At 47.3% G+C, this 12,826-nt stretch carries 11 protein-coding genes; 6 read left to right on the forward strand and 5 right to left on the reverse strand.

The window, feature by feature from the left end; translation table 11 throughout:
* Positions 1-189: 189 nt before the first annotated feature.
* The 5 genes from SSED_RS07820 (at position 190) to SSED_RS07840 (ending at position 5,854) form a co-directional block, all read left to right on the forward strand.
* Positions 190-1,239, forward strand: a complete 1,050-nt coding sequence (locus SSED_RS07820; protein ID WP_012141857.1) for a 3-oxoacyl-ACP synthase III — start codon at positions 190-192, stop codon at positions 1,237-1,239.
* A 163-nt stretch (positions 1,240-1,402) separates the two neighbouring features.
* A complete protein-coding gene (locus SSED_RS07825) occupies positions 1,403-2,290 on the forward strand; it encodes an alpha/beta fold hydrolase (protein ID WP_012141858.1) in 888 nt (295 codons plus the stop codon).
* A 96-nt stretch (positions 2,291-2,386) separates the two neighbouring features.
* Positions 2,387-4,144 carry an olefin beta-lactone synthetase gene (gene oleC, locus SSED_RS07830; RefSeq protein ID WP_012141859.1) on the forward strand — a complete coding sequence of 586 codons (1,758 nt, stop codon included), beginning with the start codon at positions 2,387-2,389 and terminating at the stop codon, positions 4,142-4,144.
* A gap of 5 nt (positions 4,145-4,149) precedes the next feature.
* Positions 4,150-5,247, forward strand: coding sequence for a 2-alkyl-3-oxoalkanoate reductase (gene oleD / locus SSED_RS07835; RefSeq protein ID WP_012141860.1), 1,098 nt, complete (start codon positions 4,150-4,152; stop codon positions 5,245-5,247).
* Positions 5,248-5,401: 154 nt separating this feature from the next.
* Positions 5,402-5,854 (forward strand): GFA family protein, encoded by a 453-nt coding sequence (locus tag SSED_RS07840; RefSeq protein WP_223295957.1) that lies wholly within the window; start codon positions 5,402-5,404, stop codon positions 5,852-5,854.
* A gap of 56 nt (positions 5,855-5,910) precedes the next feature.
* On the opposite strand, the gene SSED_RS07845 is transcribed toward SSED_RS07840, so the two are convergent.
* The gene (locus SSED_RS07845) at positions 5,911-6,759 is read right to left on the reverse strand and encodes an RluA family pseudouridine synthase (RefSeq protein ID WP_012141862.1); all 849 of its coding nucleotides are present in this window, start codon (positions 6,757-6,759) and stop codon (positions 5,911-5,913) included.
* Between the two features lie 67 nt (positions 6,760-6,826).
* Positions 6,827-7,156 carry a DMT family transporter gene (locus tag SSED_RS07850; protein ID WP_012141863.1) on the reverse strand — a complete coding sequence of 110 codons (330 nt, stop codon included), beginning with the start codon at positions 7,154-7,156 and terminating at the stop codon, positions 6,827-6,829.
* 526 nt (positions 7,157-7,682) lie between these two features.
* Here SSED_RS07850 and SSED_RS07860 point away from each other — a divergent pair.
* Positions 7,683-9,431: a phospho-sugar mutase gene (locus SSED_RS07860; RefSeq protein WP_012141864.1), complete on the forward strand. Its 1,749-nt coding sequence runs from the start codon at positions 7,683-7,685 to the stop codon at positions 9,429-9,431.
* Positions 9,432-9,472: 41 nt separating this feature from the next.
* Here the strand turns inward: SSED_RS07860 and SSED_RS07865 are convergent, their stop codons facing one another.
* The 3 genes from SSED_RS07865 to SSED_RS07875 all read right to left on the reverse strand — a co-directional run bounded on the left by SSED_RS07865 (position 9,473) and on the right by SSED_RS07875 (position 12,762).
* Positions 9,473-10,630 carry a sugar diacid recognition domain-containing protein gene (locus SSED_RS07865; protein WP_012141865.1) on the reverse strand — a complete coding sequence of 386 codons (1,158 nt, stop codon included), beginning with the start codon at positions 10,628-10,630 and terminating at the stop codon, positions 9,473-9,475.
* Positions 10,631-10,829: 199 nt separating this feature from the next.
* Positions 10,830-11,603, reverse strand: coding sequence for a hypothetical protein (locus SSED_RS07870; protein ID WP_041421593.1), 774 nt, complete (start codon positions 11,601-11,603; stop codon positions 10,830-10,832).
* Positions 11,604-11,781: 178 nt separating this feature from the next.
* Positions 11,782-12,762, reverse strand: coding sequence for a sensor domain-containing diguanylate cyclase (locus tag SSED_RS07875; RefSeq protein WP_223295958.1), 981 nt, complete (start codon positions 12,760-12,762; stop codon positions 11,782-11,784).
* Between the last annotated feature and the right edge of the window lie 64 nt (positions 12,763-12,826).

Below are 12,826 nucleotides of genomic sequence, written 5' to 3' on the forward strand. Positions count from 1 at the left end.
GAGCGTTTTCTAATCAAAGAACCGCTACTTTGTAGTTAAGCATTGAGTTAATTGGTGAATAAATCGGACCTTGGACGGTTTTTTATTGAATCATTAGCTTTTTCTTGCTCAAATGTCGGGTTAACACTAAATAACAATATTTATTGGCTATCGAAGCGCCGATAATAGTGAGCGAAATAATACTGTTTAATGAAATATTCCCGAGTATTTATCAATAGCCTGGCATATGAACTGGCACCCGAAGTGGTGTCCACTTCCGAATTAGAATCTCGATTGGCACCGCTATATAAGAAATATCGCATTCCTATGGGGCAGCTTGCCGCATTAACGGGGATCCAAGAGCGTCGCTGGTGGCCCAAAGGCCACAGACTGTCCGACGGAGCCTTGGCTGCGGCGCATAAAGCCATCAATGAAACTGGCGTTCAAGTTGGTGATTTAGGTGCAGTCGTCTATACCGGTGTGTGCCGCGACCAGCATGAGCCTGCAACGGCGTGTCGCATAGCCGCCGAACTTGGCGTGTCAAAAGATACGGCAATCTATGATATCAGTAACGCCTGTTTAGGTGTCTTGTCCGGTATCTTAGATATTGCTAACCGCATTGAGTTGGGGCAGATTAAGGCCGGTTTAGTTGTCTCTTGTGAATCGGCACGTCATATTGTCGATATCACCATAGATAATATGCTGGCCGATCCTACCATGCAGAATTATGCTCAGTCTTTGGCGACCCTTACCGGTGGTTCGGGTGCTGTTGCGGTGCTTCTGACCGATGGTAGCTTGCCTCTTCAAGGCGAACGTCAACACCAACTATTAGGTGCCAGTCACCGTTCTGCTCCTGAACACCACAATCTTTGTCAGTGGGGCTTACAGGAGGCAGGTGTGCATCTTTATCGTGAATTTATGCGTACCGACGGTGTCACCTTGCTGAAAGAGGGCGTTGAACTGGCACGTGACACTTGGAGCCATTTCTTAGATCAACGAAATTGGTTGGTTGAGCAGGTCGACAAAGTGATCTGTCATCAGGTGGGGGCGTCAAACCGACGCCAAGTGCTTAATGCGCTCAATATTCCTCAAGAGAAAGAGTTTCCTACCTACCAATTGCTGGGCAATATGGGCACGGTATCTCTGCCTGTTACAGCCGCGATGGCCCACGATCAAGGTTTCCTTCAGAAGGGCGATCAGGTAAGTTTCCTCGGTATTGGCAGTGGCTTAAACTGTATGATGCTTGGAATTAAGTGGTAACGCCTGGTCAGTTAATCTATCGCTGATCTTGACTGATAATAAGCTGCTAACTCGGTAATTCGTTTTTCACGGTTGCCGGGTTTCTCTTATTGACTCGGTGTTAGCACGATATAATTTATGGCTCATAATCTGGCCATCAAAATAAGAAAATTTAGGAAGAGTCATGTTAGACACTCTGTTTCCCTTCAAGCGCAATTATTTAGACCGAAATGGCAATAAGTTACAGTACGTGAACGAAGGGCAAGGTGAACCAGTTGTTATGGTTCATGGTAATCCTAGCTGGTCTTTCTATTATCGTAACGTGGTTACCGCCTTGAGCGGCAATCACCAGTGTATCGTCCCCGACCATATAGGTTGTGGTTTATCGGATAAGCCCGACGATAGTGGTTATGACTACACCCTTAAGAATCGTATTGACGATCTTGAGGCGCTGCTCGAACACTTAGGTGTGAGAGAGAATATCACCCTAATCGTGCATGATTGGGGGGGAATGATTGGTATGGGTTACGCGGCTCGTTATCCTGAGCGTATCAAGCGTCTTGTCGTGCTCAATACCGGTGCCTTCCACCTTCCTTCATCTAAACCTTTTCCATGGCCGCTGTGGATTTGCAGAAATACCCTGTTGGGTACAGCATTAGTGCGTGGGTTTAATGCCTTTTCATCGATCGCATCCTATGTTGGCGTGAAACGTAAGCCTATGTCGAAAGAGGTCAGAGAAGCCTATGTCGCTCCCTTTAATTCATGGGCCAATCGTATCTCTACATTGAGGTTCGTCCAGGATATACCGCTTAAGCCTGGCGATCGAAATTATGAGTTGGTGTCGGAAATTGCAGCGAGTCTGCCAAAGTTTGCCAAGGTGCCTACGCTTATCTGTTGGGGCTTGAAAGATTTTGTCTTCGATAAACACTTTCTTGACCAGTGGAAAGTAGAGATGCCTCACGCAGTGGTGCATGAATTTGCCGATTGTGGGCATTATATTCTTGAAGATGCGGGCGATGAGGTGGTAGGTCATATCACAGACTTTATGACAAGTGATCCTGTCGCTGTTTAATACTCGCAGTTATTTTTACGGCGAGAGGATAAAATAAAAATAAGCGGTCAATATTGACCGCTTATTTACGAATAGCACTGAGAAAGGTCATCGAACATGTCAGCCTCTTTAACTGCCAGCCACTCTTCAAAGGTGAATAACAGTGAACCCGGCGCTAATCTCTGCCGCCATCTCAATCACGCCGCTTCAGATATCCCCACAGAACTTGCCGTTGCGGTACAACACGCATCCGGTTCAATATTTTCTGCTACATCTCTAAATTATAAAGAGCTCACCTTTGCCGAGCTCGATAGTCTCAGTGATAAGCTTGCCCATGCTTTAAATGCATATGGGATCAAACGTGGCATGAAAGCCGTGTTGATGGTGACACCTAGCCTGGACTTTTTCACTCTGACCTTCGCACTCTTTAAAGCCGGGATTATTCCAATTCTTGTGGATCCGGGAATGGGAGTTAAGAATCTCAAGCAGTGCTTTATCGAATCTCAGCCCGATGCATTTATCGCCATCCCTAAGGCGCACCTGGCCAGAAGATTATTTTCCTGGGGTAAAGACTCGGTTAAGCATCTTGTGACTGTAGGCGGCTGTGGATTATGGGGTGGGGTGAGTCTGGATACCTTGATGGAAGGTGTCACATCAGCCTCATCTGGAAGCGCCTATGAGATGGTTTGGCTCGATGAAGATGAGATGGCCGCAATCTTGTTTACCAGCGGCAGTACCGGCACGCCAAAGGGCGTGGTTTATTCTCATAAGATGTTTGAAGCGCAGATAACTGCGTTAAAGAATGATTACGGTATCGCCCCCGGTGAACGGGACTTAGCGACCTTCCCACTGTTTTCTCTGTTTGGCCCGGCGCTTGGTATGGCCTCAATTGTGCCGGAAATGGATGCCAGTAAGCCTATTACCGCTAATCCGGATTATCTGTTTGCCGCGATAGGGAAATATCAATGCTCTAATATGTTCGTCAATCCGGCCTTGATTGAACGATTAGGCCAAGCGGGTGTAACACAAACGCAGATACATAAATTATCGAGTATCAAACGGGTTATCTCTGCCGGCGCGCCGGCGACCATTGCCTCGATTAAGCATTTTAGTCAGATGTTAAATGATGGCGTCGAGGTGCTTAACTCCTATGGGGCAACCGAATCTCTGCCTCTGAGTAAGATGGGGAGTCAGGCGCTGTTTGCCACAACTGAGGTTACCGACTCAGGTGGCGGCATCTGTGTGGGAAGCCCCATAGAGGGGGTAGATATCGCGATTATCGATATCAGCGAGGCGCCGATTACACAATGGAATGAGAATTTAAGGTTAAAGCCGGGCGAAATTGGTGAGATAGTGGTAAAAGGCCCTATGGTCAGTCGCAGCTACTACAGACGAGACAGCGCCACCGAGCAGGCCAAGATAATCGATGGCAGCGCCATTCGCCATCGTATGGGCGATTTAGGTTATCTCGATGATGAAGGTTATTTATGGATGTGTGGCCGTAAGGCCCACAGAGTCGATACAAGTCAGAGTGTGAAGGGAGAGCCTGCCCGATATTTCTCTATTCCCTGTGAGCGGATTTTTAATACTCATCCGCAGGTGAAACGTTCGGCGTTAGTGGGGATCGAAGTTAAAGATCAATCGGGCGTTCCGGAAGTCGTGCCTCTACTCTGTTTAGAGCTAAACAAGTCACTGTCATGCTCTCTCGGTGCAGGGCTTTATGCAGAGCTGAATGCTATTGCCGAAAAGCATACACAGACACACGGCATTAAGCGTTTCCTTATCCACCCTGAATTTCCTGTCGATATTCGCCATAATGCAAAAATTTTCCGTGAAAAATTGGCCGTTTGGGCTCAGAAAAATCATAAGGAATAGTTAAGATGTCAGCCAGCAATCTCTCTGTCTCTAACAGGCAAATGGCTCTAGAGCACTACCATATTGATGAGCAATTGGTGCTCAAAAAATTAAGTGGTCAGGTTAAGCGGGCTTTTGTCACCGGGGCCGGAGGTTTTCTGGGAAAGGCCATCTGTCAGCGTTTGATCGCGGCAGGCGTTGAGGTTACCGGCTTTGCCCGTGGCGCCTATCCTGAGCTTTCAGCCATGGGCGTTAATATGATCCAGGGGGATATTAGCGATAACCTTGCTGTAATAGATGCGATGAAGGGTTGCGAACTGGTGTTTCATGTCGCGTCTAAAGCCGGGGTGTGGGGCTGTAAGCAAAGCTACTTCTCACCCAATGTCGATGGTGCAGCCAATATCATTAACGCCTGTAAGCGGCTCAATATCGGATATCTGGTCTATACCAGTACCCCCAGCGTTACCTTTGCCGGCGCCGATGAGGCGGGGATCGATGAAACGGCACCCTATGCCGATAAGTATCTCAACTATTATGGTGAGTCGAAGGCGATTGCCGAGCAGATGGTGCTTGATGCCAATGGATCCAAACTAAAAACGGTCTCATTAAGGCCGCATCTTATCTGGGGGCCCGAAGATCCTCACCTGGTGCCTCGCGTCATCGAACGCGCTCGCGCAGGGCGGCTTAAGTTGGTGGGGCGTGAAGATAAACTTGTCGATACTATCTATGTCGGCAACGCTGCTTATGCACATATTCTTGCGGCGTTAAATCTGACTGAAGAGCAATCCTCAGCTGCGGGCAGAGCCTACTTCTTAAGTAATGATGAGCCCATTACTATGGCCGCCATGCTCAATAAGATATTGACCTGTGCCGACCTGCCTGAAGTCGATAAGCGAGTACCCGCTAACCTGGCGTACGCTGTCGGTGTGATTCTTGAAACGATTTATGGTCTGCTTGGCAAAACAGAAGAGCCCTTGATGACACGTTTTGTCGCAAGGCAGCTCTCTACCTGTCACTACTTCGATATCTCGGCAGCGAAGAGAGACCTGGGTTATTCGCCCTTAGTGAGTATCGACCAAGGCATGGTGAAACTGAGAGAGTACCTAGAAGCCAATCCTGTTTGATACAGGCTGAGGTGAAGTGCACTGCACTGTGACTCTAAATATGTATGACTCTAGTTGAGCGTGACTATAGCTAAGCGCGGCCTTAGTAAACAATAGCCTTAGTGACCCCGTAAAAGTAAGTACTAACATTCAACATCTAACTTTCAGGGAGTGAATGATGCAAAATCCCATCGACGATAGGAAGCTTGTCAGAACGGCCAGCTGTAACTGTGGGCAGTTATCTCTTACTACCATGGGTGAGCCCAAAAGAGTGTCTGTATGCCACTGCACCGCATGTCAGAAACGTACCGGCAGTGCTTTTGGTGTTCAAGTTAGATTTCCTGTAGAAAGTGTTGAGTTTGTCGGGCGGAGTAAAAGCTATCGCCGAATCGGTGACAGTGGCTCGTCGATCTGTTTTCATTTTTGCCCCGACTGTGGTGGAACCTTGTGGTTCATTCTCGACGGTGCGGCTACCGATGTGGTGATCCCTATGGGGAACTTTGCCGATGAGCAGGCTTTTCTTGAGGAGCATTCGAGCCTTAAATTACCTAGCCCTAAGATCGCTATCTATGAGGAGCGTGCCCAACCTTGGGTCATACTCGAGGGGATAGAGGAGAGATACAGCTGATATTGGTCTGTATCTCAGGTTCGAGTCATCAGTAAAGCCGTTGATTAAACAAATTGTCAAAGCTCAGGCCTGAGCCTCTGTGGTAACTCAAACTCCTTCTCTTCGCCGGTTATAGGACAAGGAAACTTAAGGTAACAGGAGGTCAGTTGTAGGTTTACCTCTGACTCATCGGCAATGCCGTGCTGGCGGTCTCCGACTACGGGGTAACCAATCGACGCCATATGAATACGGATCTGATGTTTTCGTCCGGATTCAATCTTTACCTGCACGAGTGAACGATTTTGCTCGGGATCATATTTGAGCTGCTTTGCATGTGAACGGGCAGGCTTGCCATCGACTTCACTATCGATAGTCACCAATTCATCGACGCCATGATTTGAAAAATGCCCCTCAACGATGACCTGATAATATTTATCTAATAGCCTGAGTTCAAACAACTTGGCTAACGCTGCCGTTGTTTTCTTGCTGTGACCGATAAGCACAAGCCCTGTGGCGGCTCTGTCTAATCTATGAATAATAAACGCGGGACGGTCCGGGGCTAAATGGGTCTCGGCGTAACGGTTAATCGTCGTATGATCGCCCCATTTTGAACCCTGGCAGAGCATGCCGTAAGGTTTATACCAGAGGCTGTACTGCCCTTCGTCAGCAATAAGCTCCGCGTCGGCAACTTCATGCTCGAGTACCTCTTGGTTATAGTAGAGATGGAGTTCATCACCAATTTTCAGCGCTCTCTTGGCGCGGCGTAGTCTTTGAGTGTGCTTGCCACGCGTTAACCAGACGGCCCCCTTATTCATGGCCTGTTTGATTAACTGTTTCGATAAGCCGGATTCCAGTGCCAATAACGCTGCGGCGTCCGACGCTAACGAGGTCACTTTAATGTGGCTTTCTATTTGGTTTTTGCTCATTGATAACAATCTGTGCTGCTGAGGGACGACCGCATTTTACATTATTTAATGCAATTGGTATTAAATATCAGTGCAGCGAGGGGGTATTCATATTAATCAGCGATACACCGATAATGATTAATACCATACCAAAGATCGTATCCAGATTTGGCATGTTGCCCTGCAGTGCACCAATTAGAGCGATCAACACTATGCCCGCACCGCACCAGATTGCATAGGCAACGGCCGTAGGGATATGGGCAGTGGCAAGGGAGAGAAAATAAAATGCACTTCCATAGCCAATAACACAAGCCAACGAGGGCAGAATACGGGTAAATCCCATGGTTATGGGGAGCAAGGTGGTTGCTATGACCTCGGAGATAATTGCGATAGCCAGATATAGATAGCTGTTCATCATATGTTCCTTCCATGAGATAAGGTCATTAATGCGATAAAAAATGGCCCTACTGGAAGGTAGGGCCGAAAAACACTAAGTAGATAAAAAGGAGAAGCAGGTTAAAACGATTTATCACTTCTGTTACTCGCCGGACGATGATGAGATCCGCAAGAGTGAAAAGTGAAAACCGGATTAATTCCTGTTTGACTTCGAGAGCCATTTTGCCCGCCATCTGTTTACCAATCATCATTAAGACAATTTATGAACCTTGATAATCATGAATGACTGATATACCGACTAGACTTATTGAGTGTCATATGAACGCCTTAAGAATAATCCTTGAATTAACCTTATTGTTGTCAATGTTGCTTGATGTCGGAAGTTTGGGGGCGTTTTTTAGGGAGGGGTGGGCATTTCGTCAGATCATTTTCTATATTTAATGCAAATATGCTTGTCCTCATTCTTGGACGGGATTAATCTAAATGAAAATCATTTGTAGTTGTCGCGAGGTGAGCGACGATGCTCTTGGATAAAGCTGGAGTGCAATATGGATACGCAATTGAAGTTTAAGATTAAGAATTGGCTCGAAAATGATCCCGATCCCCGCACTAAGCAAGAGCTTCAAGGTTTAATCGATGCAAATGATGAAACCGAGCTGGGGCATCGCTTCTCTGGGCGGTTAGTGTTTGGTACCGCGGGTCTCAGAGGGGTTGTCGGTGCGGGCCCGATGCGAATGAACCGCTTGGTCGTACAGCAGACCTCGGCAGGGCTTGGCATGTACCTTAAACATCAGACTCGTGATGTCGAAACCCGCGGAGTCGTCATTGGTTACGATGGACGACATGACTCTAAACAGTTTGCCCATGACGCCGCAGCCGTTTTAACGGCAATGGGCATTAAGGTTTATTTGACTTCTGAAGTTGCGGCCACCCCCCTCGTCGCTTTTGGCGTGACTCATTTTGGCGCCGCGGCGGGAATTGTGGTGACCGCCAGTCATAATCCGCCCGAGTACAATGGTTACAAGGTGTATTGGGGCAACGGGGCGCAGATCATCCCGCCCCATGACAGTGGTATCGCGGCTTGTATCGATAGGGCGGCCACTCAAGCCATTGTCATGCAGGAGTTAGAAAAAACGATAGCCGATAACAGCTTAACTATGCTCGAGGCTGATTTTTATGAAGCTTACCGTCAGGGGGTAAGAACAGCCGAAATTTTACAGAATCATACGCGTCCGGATCTGGTAAGCCTCTCATATACGGCTATGCATGGCGTAGGCGCAAAGATGGCGGAAACTGTGCTCAAGGATGCGGGGGTGACCCAAGTGTATTCGGTTGCTACACAGCGTGAACCCGATGGTGACTTCCCTACGGTCAAGTTCCCGAACCCTGAAGAGAAAGGGGCGATGGATAGGGTGATAGCCGAGGCAAAAAAACATCACACCCTGCTCGCGTGTGCCAATGATCCCGATGCCGATCGCTTTGCCGTCGCCGTTCGCAAGGGCGAATACGAGAGCAAAGATGAGTCCGCAAAGGGAGAGTACCAGATGTTAACCGGCGATCAGGTCGGTGTGTTACTGGGTCATTATCTGCTTACCCATGCAGCCTCAAGTCAAAGATTGACCTGCACGACTATCGTCTCATCGAGTCTGTTATCCAAAGTTGCCGCGAGTTTCAATGCGACCTGCCGTACAACATTAACAGGATTCAAATGGCTCACTAATGTAGGCATGAGTGAGCAGACCGATGACAATCGTTTCCTGTTCGCCTATGAAGAGGCTCTGGGTTATACCGTTGGCTCTATGGTTTGGGATAAAGATGGCTTATCCGCACTGGTAGCTTTTGCTCAACTGACCGCCGAACTTGCCAGTAAAGGACAAACTATTTGGGATAGGTTGGATGAGATATATCGCGAGCACGGTTTTCATCTTAATGCTCAGGTGAGCATTGCTCTCAAACCTGAAACGCCCAATATTGGTGCTTATCTGCGTAACAACCCGCCTTTATCGATAGCGGGCAAGAAGGTGCTGGTGACCGATGATATTAGCTCGGGTCTGCGCTGGTTCGAGGATGGTCACACCGAGTCTATCGCCTTGCCAGCCAGCGATGTGCTCATCTATCAACTGGAGGGAGGAGCGCGGGTTATTGTCAGGCCCTCCGGTACCGAGCCCAAGATTAAGTGTTACTACGAAGTTGTGGAAGCGATGACACCTACTGACTCTCTAACAAGTGTTCAGGCCAGGGCGCAGAAGGTGATGGATGGATTTATCTCCGCTCATCAATTGTCGTTACCTAAATAACGCTTAGCAATCAGAGCATCGAATTGTTAAAACATCGGTGCTCAGACGGGCCGGGTGGCTACCAGCACCTGGCCTAAATAAAGCTGCAATAATCCGTCCAGCTCCTGAATATTAACGCCGGTGATCTGCTGAATCTTCTCTAGCCTATATCTTAAGGTGTTCCTATGGATGAACAGGGTATTAGCGCAGAGTTGCTGATCGCCAAAGTGTTGTAAGTAGACTGATAAGGTCTTATTCAGTTGACCATTCTTATCGGCGTTGAGCAGGGCTTGATAAGGTGTAGTCAACTCCTGACCACGCCAATCACCTTTTAGCCCGGAGAGCAGAACTAACAGTGAAAAATCCTCATAAAGATACTTACTTTCGTCCGGACGTAGCAGCTTGCCGGCATCGAGTGTCTCTTTGGCTGTTTGGTAGGAGCGGCTGATATCGGCCGCATTGGGAAAGAAGTGACCCAAGGCAATTTTAAGCCTGACATTCATCTCTTTTGGAATGCGCGTCAGTAACTTATCGATACGAAGGCTCTCCAGTTCGGGATCCCATTGTTTACCATCGAGAAAGGCGGGCTTTAAAATGACTAACTCTGTCATTGAAGTCATGGCCACTAAGTTACCGCGTGAAGGATTTTCCAATAGATTAAGCACTTTCTTGAGTATTGAGTTTGCTGAGGTTTGCTCCGTATCTCCCTGCACTTGAATAACGGCGGCCACACGGGGTTCGCTCAGATCTATTCCCAGTTGAGCCGCCCAGTCCAGAAGATGAGTGCTAAAACCATTTTCAGATTTGATCAGTTGAAAAATAAACTCCTCTTTCTGTCTATATTGCCACAGTGTCAATTCTAATGAGTTAGCCTGTTCGACAATAAGTTCGGCAGTCATCTTTAGGAGTTCGCCATAGCTGCGCAGGCATTCAGGCTCGCCGGTTATACCGATAACACCTATGATCTCACCTTTATAATGCAACGGGAGGTTAATACCTGCCTTGACGCCGTGCAGATCTGAAGCGGTCGCTGCCGTGATCTCGACGGTACGATTTTGACTGATGGCGAGCAGGGCGCCCTCATGGGTTGCCCCTATTCTGTGGGGATCACCTGAGCCTAAAATAATGCCGTGGTGGTTCATGACATTGATATTATGGGCAATTATTTTCATCGTGCGAACGACAATCTGCTGTGCCAAACTTGAGTCAAGAAAGTACAAGATGAGGAGCTCCCATAAATTTTTGTCAGCTTAAGGCATTTTATTGTTGAGAGCCATTCAATGTGATCTTTTTTGCGGGAGTGACCCGATGCGGGACAGATCTGTGGGAGGTGAATCGGGCAGCCGCCCTTCTTTCATTCTTCAAGTCAGACTCGGTATAGAATGAAATAGATAGGGTCCTCTCAGCTCCGGGATGGAGCTATTCAGAATACTGTTTTAGCGACCAGATCGATGGTGAATCCGGGTTTGCAATAAGCACGTTCAGGTGATTACTCCCGAGGTGAGAGAGTGATGTTTGAACCAGATAGTTTGAGGTGTTGCTGAAGCTGGGTTGTGTACCTGAAGGGATCACGATGACAGAGGTTTCAGCTAAGCCTTCGTCATAGACGTGTACGCCCGATGTGTGGTTGAAGCTCAGGTTCAATACTAACGCCTGCTTGGTATCTACATCGTAGATATCTACACTGCGAGGGTCTAGAGCATTGGCATGGGTGAATCGGTAGCTGTTTAGCGCGCCATCGAGTTTATTGATCCTATGTAGTGTTCTCTTCTCTAAACCAGAGGTCTTGCCCATTGCTAGCAGGAAAAAATTCGGTTGTGCTGAGTTAAACTCCATGGTCGTTGTCGATAACACAGATTGATTGTTATATGAATCCTTGATGGTGAAAATTAGATTAGCCTTAGGCAAGCCCTTCCAGCCGAAGCTTGATGTACTCTTCTTTTGTTGGTAATCGAGGTTTGACGCTATCTCAACTTCATCAATTCCTGCGTTCTTATAAAACAGGTCTACTTTGCTGTTTAACCGGGCGGTATCGGGGGACGAAATTAAGTTTATTACGTCGGCTCGAAATTCATGTGTACTCGATTTCTCCGGCGTTGTTGTCGTTTGCGAGTTGGCCCCGCCGCCACCGCAAGCCATTAAAATTGAGCCGATAAAAAGTACGAGAAAAGTGTTACGAAGAGGTGAGGCCACGATATAAGTTCCATCTATAGCTGATCCGATTTAGCGTTATTTTATCCCTGTTATCTTACTAATTTCAACCGATAATGCAGTAAAGTGGCGGCGTTGTCGAAGCTTATGCTGGAAGAGTGACGGCATATAATGTTTGAAACGTATCAAGCGGTATTATTCAGTCTCTTGGCATCGGGGATCACTTTTTATTTAGTTTATTTTGATACATATAATCATCTGCAATTTTGAGTAGATCTTCTAATTCCATTTTTTCATCAGGGTTTATCACCGCATATCCATAGGAGTACTTGATCTCCGGTTGCAGGTTTTGCTCCGTTAATAGGTCGTTCATTCTATTGGTAAACAGATTTACACAGCTCTCACTCTCTGCATGGATCAACACGATAAACTCATCTCCTCCCCATCTGGCAACGAGATCACAGCTACGGCTATTTTTTTTGAGTGTTTTGGCAAACGTTTTAAGCATGATGTCGCCGATATCATGGCCGAAGGTGTCGTTGGCATGCTTGAACTCATCGAGATCGAAGTAGAGTAAGATGAGTTTTCGGTTCAGTCGATGAGCCAGCTCCTGTGTACTTCGCAGCAGGTCGCTAAAACCGCGACGATTGAAAACTTGCGTGAGTGGATCCGTATAGCTCAGCGTGAGTAGTTGGTTCTCTTTATACAGATGACGTAGATCGCTATCTACCACCTCTTTTATTACCCCAAGGGCATTGATGTAGGTTTGAGGGTAATTGGTTACCTTAGTGTCTAATACGCAAAGTGTGCCAAACACACTACCATCGGGCCAGGAGATGGGGAGTCCAAGATATGAGACATAATTATCTTCTGTATATTCAGGGTTATCACTCCATTGTGGATCTAACTTAGCATCCCGGACGTACAGTTTGGAGTGATTTTTAACCACTTGGTGACAATAGATATTACTGTTTAAATTGCTGCTTCCGGGGTGATAATGGGTCTCAGGCTTTTCTGAGGCAATGATGACTTCAATGCCCTTCAGATTCGCCTGATTAATAAATGTTGCAGGAGCATTAAACATGTCAGCGACGGTATTGACTAAGCGCTGCCAACGCTGCCAGTCGATCTCCTCTATCTCAAGATTCAGAATAGAGGAGTAAGGATAGGGAGGAAGTGTCTTACCGGGCAATTCGCTCACGAAGCGGCCTTATCTTATTAACTGGTATGCTTAAGTTTAGCCAACTGCGAGTTTTTTGTGAGTT

The sequence above is a fragment of the Shewanella sediminis HAW-EB3 genome (assembly GCF_000018025.1).
GTDB classification, from domain to species: domain Bacteria; phylum Pseudomonadota; class Gammaproteobacteria; order Enterobacterales; family Shewanellaceae; genus Shewanella; species Shewanella sediminis.